Origin of the sequence: Kocuria atrinae C3-8 (assembly GCF_000286355.1) — a bacterium.
In the GTDB taxonomy this organism is placed as follows: Bacteria; Actinomycetota; Actinomycetes; order Actinomycetales; family Micrococcaceae; genus Kocuria; species Kocuria atrinae_A.
Genome location: NZ_AJXN01000018.1, coordinates 1 through 16,302, shown reverse-complemented (window position 1 = coordinate 16,302; position 16,302 = coordinate 1). Strand labels below are relative to the sequence as shown.

Sequence of the window (16,302 nt, the reverse complement as noted above, 5' to 3'; positions counted from 1 at the left end):
TCCGGGGCCCCTGGCCGAGCCGCGTGCGTGGGTTCGGTGGCGCGGTGGGCACTACGACGACGCCGCGCAGCTGCCTCTCCCGCCACGATCTCCCCGGACCGAATGAGGCAACCGCCCGCGTGTCCGTCGGGCCGACAGACCAGGTTGAGCGCGTGGTGCAGTCCGTAGGTGAAGTAGACGTAGAGGTGGGCCGGAGGGCCGAACATTGAGGCGTTGCGGGCCGTGCGGCCGCGATAGGTGTGGGCGCCGGGATCCGGCAGGTCCGAATCTGCGGGCCCACCGTACGCCTCGACCTCGGTCAGCCGAATCGCCACCGTGGCCTGCGGGTCGGAACGCACGAGGACCGAGCCCAACAGCGCCGGAGCAGCCTCCGGCGCTGTTGCGGACAAGAGCTCTTCGAGTGGATTACTCAACTGCTCGTGAAGTTAGGACACGATCGGCTGACGGGACTCGAATGCGGCCAACTCGCCCAGCTGGCGCTTGAGTTCGGTCAGCTGCTGGGCCACCGCCGCCGGAGCCGTTCCGCCCTGGGAGTTACGGGAGTTCAGAGAGCCCTCGACCGTGAGGACCTCACGGACCTGCGGAGTGAGGCGCTCCGAGATCTGGGCGAACTGTTCGTCGGTCAGGTCCCACAGCTCGATGCCGTTCTCCTCGCACACGCGCACGGCGTCACCGGAAATCTCGTGGGCCTCGCGGAACGGGACACCCTGGCGGACAAGCCACTCGGCGACATCCGTGGCCAGCGCGAAGCCCTGGGGTGCCAGCTCGGCCAGGCGCTCCGGGTGGAACACGAGCGTGCCCATCATGCCGGAGACCGCCGGCAACAGAACTTCGAGCTGGTCGATCGCGTCGAAGACCGGTTCCTTGTCTTCCTGCAGGTCGCGGTTGTACGCGAGCGGCAGTCCCTTGAGCGTGGCGAGCAGGCCGGTGAGTCGCCGATGAGGCGACCGGCCTTACCGCGGGCGAGCTCAGCGACGTCGGGATTCTTCTTTTGCGGCATGATCGAGGAGCCCGTGGAGAAGGCGTCGTCCAGGGTCACGAACGAGAATTCCTTGGTCGCCCACGTGGTGACTTCCTCGCTCATGCGCGAGATGTCCACGGCGGCCATGGCGGTGACCCACGCGAATTCCGCGTAGACGTCGCGAGACGCCGTGCCGTCGATCGAGTTGAAAACGGCGGAATCGAAGCCGAGCTCCGAGGCGACGGCATTGGGGTCCAGACCGAGGGACGAACCAGCGAGCGCTCCGGAACCGTACGGGGACACAGCCGCTCGCTTGTCCCAGTCGACCAAGCGCTGAACGTCACGCAGCACGGCCCACGCGTGGCGAGCAGGTGGTGCGAGAGCAGGATGGGCTGTGCGTGCTGCAGGTGCGTGCGGCCGGGCATGGCGCGTACGGGTAGCGCTCGGCCTGAGCGATCAGAGCACGCACCACGTCCAGCAGGTCCTTGGCAATGATCGCGGCGTGGTCGCGCAGGTACATGCGGCCCAGCGTGGCGATCTGGTCATTACGGGACCGGCCGGCGCGCAGTTTGCCGCCGAGCTGCGGCCCGGCGCGTTCGATCAGGCCGCGTTCCAGGCAACCGTGCACGTCTTCATCGGATTCGGCAGGGACATAGGCCCCGGAACGGACATCCGCCTCGAGCTGATCGAGCGCGGCAATCATGCCCTCGAGTTCTTCGGCCGTGAGAAGCCCGGCCGTGTGGAGCACGCGGGCGTGGGCGCGGGAGCCGGCAATGTCGTACGGCGCCAACCGCCAGTCGAATTGCGTGGACTTACTCAGAGCGGCCAGTGCATCCGCCGGTCCCCCGGCGAAACGACCGCCCCACAGGCGCCCTCGTTGGTTCCGTGCTGCTGGTGCTGGGCCATGCTGCTCCTTGCTCGCGGGATGGTGCTCGTTGGGGGTTCCAGGGATGTGGGTTCCAAGAACCTGGTGTCCGGTGACCACACCGGACGTGAATCCGGCCGGGCTCCAGTCTAGGAGCCGGCCGGTCATGACGCGTCAGTGGCGTTTAGTTCTCGCCCGCCAAGCGCTGTTCGCGCTGGGAGGCAACCTTGGACGACATACCGAACAGCTCGATGAAGCCGCGGGCGTTCGACTGATCGAACGAGTCGCCTTCGTCGTAGGTGGCCAGGTTGAAGTCGTACAGGCCGGTGTCCGAACGGCGGCCGGTCACGGTGGCGCGGCCGGCGTGCAGTTCCATGCGGATGTCACCGTTGACGTACTTCTGGGTGTCGTCCACGAAGACATCCAAGGACTTCTTGAGCGGCGAGAACCACTGGCCGTCGTAGACCAGCTCGGTCCAGCGCTGGTCCACCGTCTTCTTGAAGCGGGCCTGCTCACGCTCGATGGTGACGTTCTCCAGTTCGCGGTGAGCCGCGATCAGGGTCATGGCACCGGGAGCCTCGTAGATTTCACGGGACTTGATGCCCACCAAGCGGTCTTCCACGATGTCGATGCGGCCCACGCCCTGGGCGCCGGCACGACGGTTGAGTTCCTGGATGGCTTGCAACGGCGTGACCGGCTTGTTGTCGATCGCGACCGGGACACCTTCCTTGAAGGTGATGACCAGCTCATCCGCGGGCGGCGGGAAGGTCGGGTCGTCCGTGTAGTCGTAGACGTCCTTGGTGGGACCGTTCCAGATGTCCTCCAGGAAACCGGTCTCCACGGCACGACCCCACACGTTCTGGTCGATCGAGAAGGGGTTCTTCTTGGTGGTCACGATGGGCAGGTCGTTCTTCTCCGCGTAAGCAATGGCCTTTTCACGGGTCAGAGCCAAGTCACGGACAGGAGCGATGCACTTGAGCTCGGGGCCCAAGGTCTGGATACCCACCTCGAAACGAACCTGGTCGTTGCCCTTGCCGGTGCAACCGTGTGCCACGGTGGTCGCGCCGAACTGCTTGGCGGCCTTGACCAGGTGCTTGACGATCACCGGGCGGGACACGGCTGACACCAGCGGTAGCATCCATGTACATACCGTTGGCCTTCAGAGCCGGCATGCAGTATTCCTCGGCGAACTCGTCGCGAGCATCGGCCACGTATGCTTCCACGGCACCGCAGTCCAGGGCACGCTGGCGAATGGTCTCCAGATCCTCGCCGCCCTGTCCAACGTCAACGGCCACCGCAATGACCTCGGCACCCGTGCTTCGCCGATCCAACCGATAGCCACCGAAGTATCGAGACCTCCGGAGTATGCCAACACAACGCGATCGCTCACGGTGCTCTCCTCACTTTGCTGCACGACAAAAACTTTGCGCACGGGCCAGGCCCGCGCCTCAATGCATGACTATACAGCACTATTTGTAATTATGCATTGAGCGTGAGTTCGCGCTTGAGGATCTTGCCCGTGGGGCCCTTGGGGAGCTCGTCCAGAACGTTGTAGTGCCGGGGGTACTTGTACTTAGCCACTCGTTCCTGGACAAAGGCATCCAGCTCCTTGGTCACGTCATCGATGGACCGGTCGCCGATAGCCTTGGGATCGAAGACGACGACGGCGCCCACTTCCTCGCCGTGATGTTCGTGCGGAACACCCAGCACGGCGGCTTCCACCACACCGGGGAACTGGTACAGCACCTCTTCGACCTCACGGGGGTACACGTTGTAGCCGCCGCGGAGAATCATGTCCTTCTTGCGGTCCACAATGTAGTAGACGCCGTCCTCATCGCGGCGCGCCATGTCCCCGGTATGGAACCAACCGTCGCGGATGGCCGCCTCCGTGGCCTCAGGGTTACGCCAGTAGCCCTTCATCACGTACTTCCCGCGGACCACCAGCTCCCCCACTTCACCATCACCGACGGGCTGATCCTGGCCATCGAAGATGTCCAATTCAGCACCCTCGACCGGGGTTCCGATCGAACCGGGCTTGCGGATCCCATCCGGCTGGTTCAACGAGACCACCGGTGACGTTTCGGAGAGCCCGTATCCCTCGTGAATGGTCGTGTCGAACACCTTCTCGAACCGCTCGAGCACCTCCACAGGCATGGGCGAGCCACCGGACATGGCGGCCCGAATATCGATCCCCTCCACCGCTTCCGGCCCGATCTGATTGACCGTGTGCAGCAGGGCAACATACATGCTGGGCACACCAACGAACATGGTCACCTTGTCCCTGCGCAGAATTTCGAGGGCCTTGACCGGGTCGAAACGTGGCAGCAACGTGACCGATGCACCCGCGGAGACCACTCCATTCAGCGCGACGGTCTGCCCGAACACGTGAAGAAGGGGAGGCCACCGAACTTCACATCTTCCTGGGACAACGAGAATCCATCTGCGGACATCTTGGCGTTCGACAGGAGATTAAGATGCGTCAGCTCCGCCCCCTTGGGCTTGCCCGTGGTGCCGGAGGTGTAGAGCAGTACGGCGGTGTCGTCATCGTCCCGGTCGACCACCTCGTGATCGGGCTCCACACCCTGCAGTTTCTGCATGGTCTCTTGGGCCCCGATGGACACCACAGGGATGTCGCCGGCTTCCTTGGCCGCCTGCTGACTGGCGTCGATCATGCCTTCCCAGGTCAGGACCGCAGAAACCTCGGCGTTGGTGAAGTGGTAGGTCAGCTCGCGCGGGGTCAACAGCGGATTGAGGGGAACCACCATGGCACCGATACGGAGAATGGCGTAGTAGAGCACCGGCATGTGCGGAACGTTGGGCATGACCATGGCCACGCGGTCGCCCGGCTTGATCCCCTGCGCCTTGAGCATCGCGGCCGCCCGGGCCGAGAGGTCGTTGAGCTGCGCGTAGGTCATCCGGGTGTCATCCAGGATGATCACGGGGCGGTCCGGAAAACGTTCGGCGGATTCGGTGAGCAGGGTGGCCACATTGGACATAAAGAGTCTCCCAAAAGCTGTAGTGATCTGTGACACATGAGACTGCCAGTATCGGATATCGGAGTCAATGCGACGCTCCGTGGTCATCGCTGCCAACCCGCTGCGTGTTCGAAAAGCCTGCGCGGGAGAGGTTGAGACGGACGCGTGCTCCAATGGTCAGGCGGTGATGGCACTGCCCACATGTCTACGCTGTGATGTCTTCGCACGCTGCTCTGCCCTGTCATGTCACCGCGGTGATGTCGGAGTGCCGTGGGACACTGTCCTGGTGCATCTCCGATATGGGAGAGATCGCCCTTTACATTCGGGCGATGCCGCGCTTGTCAGCTCTTACAGGAGGAACCGTCCGTGTCCGCACCGGAGAACAATGCCCAGCAGCCGCAGTTGACCGACGAGGAAATCGCCTACGTCAACTCACTCTTCGACGCCGCACGTGAGGGTAGGAACGATTTCTTGCGGGAAGCCCTCCAGGCCGGGGTTCCCGCGAACCTCACCAACGGCAAGGGCGACACCCTGCTGAACCTGGCGGCCTATCAGGAGCAGGAAGAAACCGTGTTCATGCTGCTCGAACACGGGGCCGACACCGAGCGGGTGAGTGACGTGGGGTTCACCGCGTTGATTTGCGCCGTGTTCCGGGGCAACGAGCCCATCACGCGCAAGCTACTGGAAGCCGGCGCGGGTCAGGCCACGGGCAATCAGCACGCGCAGGATGTGGCCAAGGTCTTCGGACAGGAGCACTTGCTGCCTGTCCTACAGGAGTTCGAGCCCCGCGAGTCCTAAACTCCGCGACGCTACGCGACGCCGAACCAGCTGGCCAGTGGCATGGGCGGAACAGCCAACGAGGCATGACCGCCACATGGCCGTGGGCCCTTCTTGGTAGGCCAGTCAGTGGGCCAGAGGTCCATGGGCCAGGATCTAGTGGGCCAGGTCCAGGAATTTCTGGGCCACTGCATCCCCGCCCTGGGGATCGCGGCACACCACCATGATGGTGTCGTCGCCGGCAATCGTGCCCAGGATGTCCGGGAGCACGGAGTGGTCGATCGCTGAGGCGAAATACTGAGCGGCTCCCGGAGGGGTCCGCAGAATCACCAGGTTTGCGCTCGCCTCCGCCGTGACGAGCAGATCCTTGCAGAGCCCAGCCAGGCGAGCGTCCAGGGTTTCGCGCGTGATCCCGCTGGCGGGCGAACGGTCCGCTCCGGCTTGCGGCACCGCGTACACGAGCCCACCTTCCGGCGAGCGCACGCGCACGGCTTCGAGCTCGACCAGGTCCCGGGACAACGTGGCCTGGGTGACCTGAACGCCGTCGGCGGCGAGCAACTCGGCAAGTTCGGCCTGCGAATGGATGTCTCCGCCGGTCACCAATTCCATGATGCGAGCCTGCCGGGCGGTCTTGGTGGTGGGAATGCTCACTGCTGGCCCCCGGCGCGGCGCAGGGCATCCGGCCGGTCCGAGGACAGTCCGGAAGAATCCAACAGCCACGTGAGCAGGGCTTTCTGAGCGTGCACGCGGTTCGCGGCCTCGTCCCACACGAGGGATGCCGGGCCGTCGATGACCTCGGCCGTGACCTCGTTTCCACGGTAGGCGGGGAGGCAGTGCAGGAAGACAGCGTTCTCGGCTGCCTGCGCCATCGCCTCGGACGTCACGGAATACGGCCGGAAGATCTCGGATCGATCATCCTTCTGATCCTCCTGTCCCATGGACACCCACGTATCCGTAACACTGCGTGCGCGCCGGCGACCGCCTCGGCCATGTCGGTGGTGACCACCACGGAACCGCCAGTCTCAGCGGCGCGTTCCCGAGCGGCGTCGATAACGTCCTGGCTCGGCAGGTGCGAGGCGGGACCGGCAATCCGCACGTGCATTCCCGCGGTGACGCAGCCGAGCATGTACGAATTGGCCATGTTGTTGGCGGCATCCCCCACATAGCTCAGGGTGAGCCCCTTGACGTCGCCGAAACGCTCCCGGAGCGTGAGGAGATCCGCGAGAATCTGGCACGGGTGGTAGTCGTCGGAGAGTGCGTTGATCACGGGCACGGAGCTGTACTCGGCCATTTCTTCCAGGCCGGATTGCTCGAAGGTCCGCCACACGACCGCGGCGAGCATGCGGGAGAACACGCGCGAGCTGTCCGCGATGCTCTCCTTGTGGCCCAGCTGCGACTCCCCCGGATTGATGATGAGCGGGTTACCACCCAGGTCGGCCACGCCGGTCGCGAAGGAGACCCGGGTCCGGGTGGAGGTCTTGTCGAAAATGACACCCACGGTTTGCGGGCCGGCCAGCGGACGGCGGCTGAACCGATCGGCCTTGAGCGCGGCGGCCAGGTCCAGGACTTGCTCCTGTTCCTCGGGGCTCAGATCGGTATCGACCAGAAAATGACGCAACACGGGGATTCCTCCTGCGGGTGATTGAAGTCTGTTAAGAACCGGCGAGCGCGGTGCGGGCATCGCGAATGATGCCCGGCAGTGCCGCAACGAAACTGTCCGTTTCCTGCGCGGTGATGATCAGAGGCGGAGCCAGTCGCACGGTTCCGGGGCCTGTGGCATTGATGATGAATCCGGCCTCGCGGGCCGCGGTCACGACGGCGGGTGCCAGGGCCTGCTCGGGCGAGTCCTGGACCAGATCGATGCCGATCAGCAGGCCGTGCTGACGCACCTCGCGGACCTCGGCAAGGTCGTTCAACGCCTCGGCCAGGTGCGCCCCGACGACATCCGCGTTGCCGAGCAAGCCCTCGTTCTTGATGACGTCCAGCGTGGCCGATGCCGCAGCGGTCGCGAGCGGGTTACCACCGAACGTGGTGCCGTGTTGTCCCGCGGTCAACAGCGAGGACACGTCGGAGCCAACGGTGATCATGGCGCCAATGGGGAAACCGCCACCCAGACCCTTGGCCAGAGTGATGGCATCCGGGAATTCACCCTCGGGCAGCTGCGCGGTGGTCGCGAGCCACTGTCCGGTGCGTCCGATGCCGGACTGCACCTCATCCACGATCAAGAGTGCACCGTGATCGCGGGTCAGTTCGCGGGCGCGAGCCAGGAACCCCTCGGGGAGTGCGTACACACCGGATTCACCCTGCACCGGTTCCACAATGAGCGCCGAGACTGTACCGTCCAGTTCCGTCTCAAGCGCTTCAATCGTTGCGGGAATGTGGGTCACTCCCCTGGGCAACGGCTCAAAGGGTGCCCGGTAGGCCTCCTTGGCAGTGAGAGCGAGCGAGCCCATGGTGCGACCGTGGAACGCGTTCTCCAGGGCGAGCACCCGGGTGCGCGGAGCGCCGTCGGGACCGGGGTGGGCCGCGCCATGACGGCGGGCGAGCTTGAAGGCAGCCTCGTTGGCTTCCGAACCCGAATTGGCGAAGAAAACGTGCGAGCCTCGGGTGCGTCGGTCAGCTCGAGCAACTGGTGCGCGAGTGAAATGCCCTGCGGTGAGGTGAACAAGTTGGAGATGTGCGCAAGCTTGCCCGCCTGCTCACTGACCGCCGCAACCCAATCCGGGTGCGCGTAGCCGATGGAATTCACCGCGATACCACCGAGCAGGTCCAGGTATTTCTTGCCGTTGGCGTCAGTGACGTACACACCCTGCCCCTCGGTCAGGACGAGGGCGGGGTCGCCGAACACCCCCAGCAGGTTGTCCTTGTAGTCCTGCAGCAGCTCGTTCTGCGAATCGCTCATGGGGTGTCTCCGTCCGGGGTGACCTCGGTGCCGATACCGGTGTCGGTGAAAATTTCCAGCAGGGATGAATGCGCGGACCGGCCGTCCACGATGGACGCTCGCGGCACACCGTTGTCCACGGCGCGCAGTGCAGCCTGCATTTTGGGGATCATCCCGGATTCCAGGCTCGGGAGCATCTCGCGCAACTCTGACGTGGTGAGCGAGGAAATCAGGGAGGACTTGTCCGGCCAGTTGGCGTAGAGACCTTCCACGTCCGTGAGGGCCACGAACTTCTCCGCACCCAGCGCAACGGCAACCTCGGCCGCCGCAGTGTCCGCGTTGACGTTGAGCACCTCACCGGTCAGGTCACCGGAGCCGTCCGACGCGGAAGAATCGTCCGCGAGTTCGGGTGCGATCGAGGCGATCACCGGGATCTTGCCGATCTCGATGAGCTGTTCCACGGCCGCGGTGTTGACTTTCTCCACGGTTCCCACCAGTCCCAAGTCCAGCGGTTGTCCGTCCGAACCCGTGCGAATCCTGTGCGCTTGCAGCAGGCCCGCGTCCTCACCGGACATGCCCACCGCGTACGGACCGTGCGCATTGATCAGTCCCACGAGCTCACGCCCCACCTGGCCGGTGAGCACCATACGAATGACGCCCATGGCCTCGCGGGAGGTCACCCGCAGCCCGTCCTTGAACTCGGACGGGATGTTCAACGTGGACAGCATGGCGCTGATCTGCGGTCCGCCGCCGTGGACGACCACGGGTTTGATGCCCACGTGGCTCAGGAAGACCATGTCTTCTGCAAAGGCGCGGCGCAGATCGTCGTTGATCATGGCGTTGCCGCCGTACTTGAAGACCATGACGGATCCTGCGTAGCGCTGGATCCAGGGCAGGGCCTCCATGAGGGTTTCGGCCTTGGTCTGGGCGGTCTCGTACCTGGTGTTATCGCTTAAACGTGACATGACGGGCGCGCGTCAGCTGGAGTACGCGCTGTTCTCCTCAACGTAATCGTGGGTGAGGTCGTTGCTCCACACCGTGGCCTGGTGATTGCCGGCCTTGAGATCAATGACGATGTCCACGGCGCGCGCTGCGGCCATGTCCACGTTGTCGCGGGAGTCGCCGATGGCGCCGTTACGGCACACCATGACCCCGTTGATGGTGACGTCGATCTGGTCCGGATCGAACTGCGCGGCCGTGGTACCCACGGCCGAGAGCACGCGGCCCCAGTTGGGGTCGTTGCCGAAGACCGCGGCCTTGAGCAGGTTGGAGCGGGACACCGTGCGGGAGACGTCCTCTGCCTCGGTTTCGGTTGCCGCTCCCACGGTGGTGATCGCGATGTCGTGAGATGCGCCCTCGGCGTCGGTGATCAACTGCTGGGCCAGGCTGTGGCACACGGCGGTGAGCGCGCGGGTGAATTCCAGCTCGTCCGCGGTATTCCCGGAGGCACCGGAGGCCATCAGGGCCACGGTGTCGTTCGTGGACATGCAGCCGTCCGAATCCGTGCGGTTGAACGTCACCCGGCAGCCTCGCGCAGGGCACGGCCCAGGGCATCGGCCGGCAGCTTCGCATCGGTCGTGATGACCACGAGCATCGTGGCCAGCCCGGGGGCCAGCATCCCCGCGCCTTTGGCGATGCCGCCCACGGTCCACCCGTCCCGCGCGGCACACGCCTGCTTGGAGACGGAGTCGGTGGTCATGATGGCCTCGGCGGCCGCCTTACCGGCATCCGGCCCGGCGGCGAGCGCGTCGGTCACCGCCGGGATACCGGCCTTCATGACGTCCATGGGCAATTGCTCGCCGATCAGTCCGGTGGAACACACGACGACGTCGCCGGCGCCCACTCCCAGCCTCTCGGCCACTAGCTCTGCCGTCTCGTGGGTGTTCTGGAAACCCTGCGCACCGGTGCACGCATTGGCGCCACCGGAGTTGAGGATCACGGCACGGCAGGTTCCCTGGCGGATGACTTCACGCGACCAGTGCACGGGAGCCGCGGCCACCCGATTGGAGGTGAACACGGCTGCGGCGTTGAACTCCGGACCATCGTTGACCACCAGGCAAGGTCCTTGCCACCGGAGGTCTTGAAGCCTGCTTCCACACCGGCCGCTCGGAAACCGGCGGCCGCGCACACGCCGTAGGTGGTGTCCACGGTGATGTCGGGAACGGGGTTGTGCGATTCCATGAGAACTCCTGGGGCGTCAATCGTGAGTGTCGTGATCAAGGCGAGCGGGCGGCGTCGTACCTGCCGAATGCTCGTGATGTCTTAGGGAGCGAGACCCTGGAGCTGGAGACCCGCGGTTTCGGGCAGGCCCAGGGCAATGTTGACGGACTGGACGGCGCCGCCCGCTGTGCCCTTGGTGAGGTTGTCCAGCACCACGCTGACGATCAGACGGTTGGCGTGCGGGTCGACCGCGAGCTGGAGCGCCACGTGATTGGACCCGACCACGGACTTGGTGGTCGGCCACTGCCCCTGGGGCAGAACGTGAATGAACGGCTCGTCCGCGTAGGCACCCTCGTAGGCCTTCAGAGCCGACTCGAGGGTGGTGCCATCGGTCAGCGGCGCGGTGGCCGTGGTCAGGATGCCGCGAGGCATGGGAGCAAGCGTGGGCGTGAACGAGATGCTGACGTCCTGTCCGGAGGCCCAACCGAGCCCCTGCTCGATCTCCGGGGTGTGGCGGTGACCGCCGCCCACACCGTACGGGGACATGCTGCCCATGACCTCCGCGCCGAGAAGGTGGGGCTTTGACGCCTTACCTGCCCCGGAGGTGCCAGAAGCGGAGACGATCACGATGTCGCGGGTTGAAACCAGGCCTGCTGCAACCGCCGGAGCCAGGGCCAGCAACGACCCCGTGGGATAACAACCGGGGACGGCAATGCGCGTTGCGCCATCGAGCTTCTCCCGTTGCTTGGCGCCACTGGGATCGATGATCAGTTCGGGCAGACCGTAGGGCCAGTGCCCGGCGTGGTCGCCGCCGTAGAACGCGTCCCACGCGTCGGAGGATTCCAGACGATGGTCCGCGCCGGCGTCCACGACCACGGTGTTCTCGGGCAGCTGTGCGGCGATCTCCGCGGACTGACCGTGTGGCAGCGCCAGGAAGACGATGTCGTGACCGGACAGGTTCTCGGGAGTAGTTTCCACGACCTCCATGCCCGCGAGCGCGTGCAGGTGCGGTTGCAGGCTGCCCAGCCGCTGGCCCGCGGTCGAATGACCGGTCACGGTGGACACGGTGATCTCCGGGTGTCCGGCGAGCAGGCGCAAGACCTCTCCGCCCGCGTAGCCGGTGGCTCCTGAAACAGCTGCGGTGTACGTCATACTCGCCAGCATACCGCATGGATATACATAACTATCAATATTTATACATTTTGCCGTGGACGTTCGTTTCGCGCGTGGGCGAGAACGCGCCGCAAGGCTTGAACCGTTCCCTGCGGAGCGCAAGACTGACCGTGACCATTGACTAACGGCGCGCTCGCGCCCAGAGGAGGCACCGTGACCGACACGATGAAAGCCATTGCCGCGCAGGAAAGCGGCGGCCCGGACGTCCTGCAGCTGACCGACGTTGAGATCCCCCAGCCCGGCCCGGATCAGGTTCTGGTGCGCACCGCCGCGACCGGTGTGAACTTCATCGAGACCTACCAGCGCGAAGGTGTCTACCCGGTCGAGCACCCGTTCACGCCCGGTTCCGAAGGTGCCGGAGTGGTGAGCGCCGTGGGCGAGAACGTGTCATCGGTGTCGGTGGGGCAGCGCGTGGCCACTTCGGAGGCCACCCGCACCTACGCCGAATACTTCGTGGTTGACGCGGCCAAGGCCATGCCGGTTCCTGACGAAATGTCCGATCACGACGCCGCCGCCCTCCCGCTCCAGGGACTCACCGCCCATTACCTGGTGCGGTCCACCTTCGAGCTCAAGCCCGAGCACACCGCGGTCATCACCGCGGCCTCCGGGGGCGTGGGTGGTCTGGCGATCCAGCTCATGAAGCGCATCGGGGCCACGGTCATCGCGTTGACCTCCACCGAGGAAAAGGCCGAGACCGCGCGTCAGCTCGGTGCCGATCATGTCCTGGGATACGAGAATTTTTCGGACCAGGTCCGTGAGCTCACGGACGGTCGCGGCGCGGATGTCGTGTACGACTCGGTGGGCAAAACGACGTTCGACGAATCGCTGAAGGCCACGCGCGTGCGCGGCACCGTGGTGCTCTTCGGTGGATCGTCCGGTCAGGTCCCGCCGTTCGACATCCAGCGCCTCAACAGTTCGGGCGCGCTGTTCCTGACCCGTCCTTCCCTGGTCCACTACCTCCAGGATGCGGAGGAGCGTGCGTGGCGGTGGAACGAATTGACCGACGCCGTAGTGGCGGGTGATCTCACGGTTCGGGTGGGTGGCACCTATCCCCTGGCCGATGCTGCACAGGCCCACACCGATCTGGAATCCCGCAAGACTCAGGGCAAGCTGCTGTTGCTGCCGTAAGTCGTCCACCACGCGGACTGCTGCATCATGTGAGTCCGCGCATGACGAAGGGCCCGGTGAGAACCGGGCCCTTCGTCATGTTCTGCAATTCACACCCGCGCTCGGTGCGCTCACGAGCGGCGGTCAGCGTGTATGCCGATTGACCGCCCGCACGCCCCAGACCGTTCCCGCCAGGGACAACAATGCCAAGCCGGCCAATACCGCGGCCTTCACGCGCTGACCCGTCACGGTGGAATCCGTGATGCCCTCGCCGTAGCTACCGGGGTCATCGGTTTCCATGACGCGCAACTGGCCATCCTCAACGGCTAGCAGCGCGTCCACGGCCTCCGGGAAGTCCGAGTCCTGCTGTCCCGTCTCGCTACCGCGGAAGGTGATCTGGTCTCCGACCTCTACCTTGACCGGATCATTCAACTCGTTGTCGAACGGGTGGTCCTCCAACAGATCGTTATCCGGCATGATGCCGGCGTAGATGCCGTTGAAGTCCTTGGTCACCAGATCGTGGGTCATGGTCTGGTACGTGCCCGAGACCACCATGGAATGACCGGCCCACTCCGCGAGTCGGCCCGCTTTGTCAAAGGCCAGTAGAGAGGCGACGGCAAAAATCAGTGACACCACGACACCCAGGAGGACGACCAGCACGATCCGCCAGCCGCCGGCTCTGGTACGCCGGGGCTGATCCTGCTCGTCGAAATCAAAGAACTCCTGGGCGTCGTGTGACAACGATTCTCCTTCTGGTGGGTCAGCCGCGCAGTTGCGCGCCGTGAGCTGCTTCAGCAGCGGCTACGGCCGCGGTGCGGGCCTCTGATGCTTCGTCGGCGGTCAGGGTACGGTCCGAAGCTCGGAATCGCATGGCAATCGCCACGGACTTCTTGCCGTCCTCCACACCGGTGCCCGAGTACACGTCGAACACGTTGGCCGTTTCCAGCAGCTCCCCTGCACCGTTCTCCACAGTCTCCAGGAGTTCCGCCGCCGGGAGATCTTGATCCACCACGAGAGCCACGTCCTGCGTAGCCGCGGGGTATCCCGAGATCGACTCGGCGACCACGGACGGAATCTCCCGCTCGATCAAGGCCGAGAGGTCCAGTTCCATGACGCACGTGCGCTCCGGCAGGTTCTGTGCCGCCACGAGCTTGGGGTGCAGTTCGCCGGCAATGCCGATCACCGCACCGTCGGAGGTGCTCAGAGTGGCTGTACGACCCGGGTGGAACGCCTGGTGCTGGCCCTGCGAGACCGTGAGTTCCACGCCCAGCACATCCGCGGCGAGCATGGCGGCGTCCAGAGCGTCCTGCCAATCCAGGCGACGCGGCGCGACCCAGGGCCCCGCGGCGGCGTCGTTGCCCGTGAACACCGCTGCGAGCTTGCGCGGCTGATCGGGAATGGCGGCGTTGAGGCGCGCCAAGTCCTCTTCCGAGGGGCGTTCGCCCAACGGCGGGATGGGCTGCGTGTCCGGCGTGTAGCCCTCGGGCAGGAACACGTGACCGGACTCGAACAACGCCAGATCACGGAACCCGCGGGAGCGGTTTCGCTTGAGCACCTCGAGCAGACCCGGCAGGATGCTGACGCGCAGCAACGGCTTGGCCTCGCTGATCGGGTTGGCAAGCTTGACCGACTCGACGGACGTGCCCGCCTCTGCCGAACCCCACAAGTCGTTCTCGTCCTGGGACACGAACGGGTAGCTGAGCACCTCGGTCAGGCTGGCTGCGGCCAGGGAGTTGGCCACGCGGCGTCGTGCGGCCTGCCAGCGGGTGAAGCCGTGGCCGGGAGGGGCGACCGGAAGGCGATCGGGAATCTTGTCGTACCCGTCCAGGCGGGCGATCTCCTCGACCAGGTCTTCCTTGTCGCTCAGGTCCGGGCGCACGTGGGCGGAGTCACCGTCCAGCCGTCCGCGGTCTCGACGACCTCGGCACCGATCTCGCCCAGCGAGTGCTCGATGGTTTCGGGCGAGTAGTCCACGCCCACGCGAGCCTCGGCGTATCCGGCGGGCAGGTCGATGGACTCGGGAGCCACGGTCTGATCGACGTCCGTCACCGCACCCGTGTCGGTGCCACCGGCGAGTTCGACCAACAGGTCGACCACGCGCTGAGCGGCCACCGGGGCCACCTGCGGGTCCACGCCGCGCTCGAAGCGCTTGGACGCCTCCGAGGGCAGCTTGTGACGGCGCGCGGTGCGGGCGATCGAGATCTCGTCGAAGCGCGCGGCCTCCACGAGGATGCGCGTGGTGGAGTCCGAGACTTCGGTCGTGGCGCCGCCCATCACACCGGCCATGCCGATGGGACCGGACTCGTCCGTGATGAGCAGGTCTTCGGAGTCGAGCTCGCGGGTCTTGTCGTCCAGCGTGGTGAGCTTCTCACCCTGCTGGGCGCGACGCACCGTGATGCCGCCCTGGAGCTTGTCCAGGTCGTAGTTGTGGATCGGGTTGCCGTATTCGAGCATCACGTAGTTGGAGATGTCCACGGGCAGGCTCAGGGAGCGAATCCCGGCCAGGCGCAAGCGGGACGACATCCACGGAGGGGTGGGTGCAGTCGCATCCACTCCCTCGACCACGCGGGTCACGAACCGGGTGCAGCCCGCGCGACCGTTGATCGGGGCGTCGTCGGCCAGCGCGACCGAGAAGCCCGAGTCATTGGCCGCCGGAACATGGGTGGCCAGCTCGGCCACGGGGTCGGTGAACGGCGAGCGCGTGGCGTGGCAGTACTCGCGGGCCACACCGCGCAGGGAGAAACCGTACCCGCGGTCCGGGGTCACGTTGATCTCGGCGGCGGAGTCGTAAAGGCCCAACAATTCCATGGCGTCCGAACCCAGCTCGGGGTCCAGGCCCAGGGTGGAGAGCACCAGGATGCCGTCGTGATCGTCACCGATGCCCAGTTCGCGCACCGAGGCGATCATGCCGGCGGAGGTGTGTCCGTAGGTCTTGCGCGCGGAAATCTTGAAGTCACCGGGCAGCACGGCACCGGGCAGGGTCACCACGACCTTGTCGCCCACGGTGAAGTTGTGGGCGCCGCAAATCACGCCCTGCACACCGGACGGATCGATGCCCTTGCCGGTCAGGGTCTGCTCCTGGCCCTCCGGAACCACGCGCACGGTGCACCAGTTCACGGTCTTGCCGTTGGAGTGGGTTTCCGGCTCCATGGTGAGCACCTGGCCCACCACGATGGGCCCGGACAGCTCATCCGTGGGGCGGTGAATGTCTTCTTCTTCGAGGCCCACCTTGACCAGGGTGGCCAGGACGTCCTCGGCTGTGGCGTTCTCGGGTACGGGCGCGTACTCGCGCAGCATGACAAAGGAACTCGCATGTTTAGATCTCCATCCCGAAGTGCTCGCTGAAACGGATGTCGCCCTCGACCATGTCGTGCATGTCCGGGACGTTGTTGCGGAACATCAG

8 protein-coding genes and 7 pseudogenes are annotated in these 16,302 nt (G+C 65.4%); 2 read left to right on the top strand and 13 right to left on the bottom strand.

The annotated features are described in order from the left end of the window. The 5 genes and pseudogenes from YO9_RS0102665 to YO9_RS0102650 all read right to left on the bottom strand — a co-directional run. Positions 1-413 (bottom strand): DNA-3-methyladenine glycosylase (locus tag YO9_RS0102665; RefSeq protein ID WP_031272552.1); only part of this gene is annotated, 413 nt, incomplete at its 3' end. Between the two features lie 12 nt (positions 414-425). Continuing rightward, positions 426-1,867 (bottom strand): annotated as a pseudogene (argH, locus tag YO9_RS0102660) (argininosuccinate lyase). 143 nt (positions 1,868-2,010) lie between these two features. Then, positions 2,011-3,216 (bottom strand): annotated as a pseudogene (locus YO9_RS0102655) (argininosuccinate synthase). An 89-nt stretch (positions 3,217-3,305) separates the two neighbouring features. Beyond that, positions 3,306-3,620, bottom strand: coding sequence for an AMP-binding enzyme (locus tag YO9_RS20440; RefSeq protein ID WP_317259716.1), 315 nt, complete (start codon positions 3,618-3,620; stop codon positions 3,306-3,308). Between the two features lie 171 nt (positions 3,621-3,791). Then, a pseudogene (locus YO9_RS0102650) lies at positions 3,792-4,741 on the bottom strand (AMP-binding protein); the annotation flags it as partial. A gap of 426 nt (positions 4,742-5,167) precedes the next feature. Between YO9_RS0102650 and YO9_RS0102645 the strand changes: the two are divergent. Further along, positions 5,168-5,599 carry an ankyrin repeat domain-containing protein gene (locus tag YO9_RS0102645; RefSeq protein WP_016996127.1) on the top strand — a complete coding sequence of 144 codons (432 nt, stop codon included), beginning with the start codon at positions 5,168-5,170 and terminating at the stop codon, positions 5,597-5,599. Positions 5,600-5,734: 135 nt separating this feature from the next. On the opposite strand, the gene YO9_RS0102640 is transcribed toward YO9_RS0102645, so the two are convergent. From YO9_RS0102640 to argC, 6 genes and pseudogenes are all read right to left on the bottom strand, one after another. Continuing rightward, positions 5,735-6,229, bottom strand: coding sequence for an arginine repressor (locus YO9_RS0102640; RefSeq protein WP_016996126.1), 495 nt, complete (start codon positions 6,227-6,229; stop codon positions 5,735-5,737). Continuing rightward, positions 6,226-7,199, bottom strand: a pseudogene (gene argF / locus YO9_RS0102635) (ornithine carbamoyltransferase). The gene YO9_RS0102640 and the pseudogene argF overlap by 4 nt, the downstream one beginning before the upstream one ends. A 31-nt stretch (positions 7,200-7,230) precedes the next feature. Then, positions 7,231-8,480, bottom strand: a pseudogene (locus tag YO9_RS0102630) (acetylornithine transaminase). Beyond that, positions 8,477-9,424 carry an acetylglutamate kinase gene (gene argB, locus YO9_RS0102625; protein WP_016996123.1) on the bottom strand — a complete coding sequence of 316 codons (948 nt, stop codon included), beginning with the start codon at positions 9,422-9,424 and terminating at the stop codon, positions 8,477-8,479. Before argB ends, YO9_RS0102630 begins: the two are co-directional and overlap by 4 nt. A 12-nt stretch (positions 9,425-9,436) precedes the next feature. Continuing rightward, positions 9,437-10,640, bottom strand: a pseudogene (argJ, locus tag YO9_RS0102620) (bifunctional glutamate N-acetyltransferase/amino-acid acetyltransferase ArgJ). 81 nt (positions 10,641-10,721) lie between these two features. Continuing rightward, a complete protein-coding gene (gene argC, locus YO9_RS0102615) occupies positions 10,722-11,771 on the bottom strand; it encodes an N-acetyl-gamma-glutamyl-phosphate reductase (RefSeq protein ID WP_031272551.1) in 1,050 nt (349 codons plus the stop codon). Between the two features lie 186 nt (positions 11,772-11,957). Between argC and YO9_RS0102610 the strand changes: the two genes are divergently transcribed. Beyond that, a complete protein-coding gene (locus YO9_RS0102610; protein ID WP_031272548.1) occupies positions 11,958-12,920 on the top strand; it encodes a quinone oxidoreductase family protein in 963 nt (320 codons plus the stop codon). 123 nt (positions 12,921-13,043) lie between these two features. Here the strand turns inward: YO9_RS0102610 and YO9_RS0102605 are convergent, their stop codons facing one another. Both YO9_RS0102605 and pheT read right to left on the bottom strand, forming a co-directional pair. Beyond that, complete coding sequence (locus YO9_RS0102605) at positions 13,044-13,640, bottom strand: hypothetical protein (RefSeq protein ID WP_016996118.1); 597 nt, start codon at positions 13,638-13,640, stop codon at positions 13,044-13,046. A gap of 19 nt (positions 13,641-13,659) precedes the next feature. Beyond that, positions 13,660-16,213 (bottom strand): annotated as a pseudogene (pheT, locus tag YO9_RS0102600) (phenylalanine--tRNA ligase subunit beta). Positions 16,214-16,302: the final 89 nt, after the last annotated feature.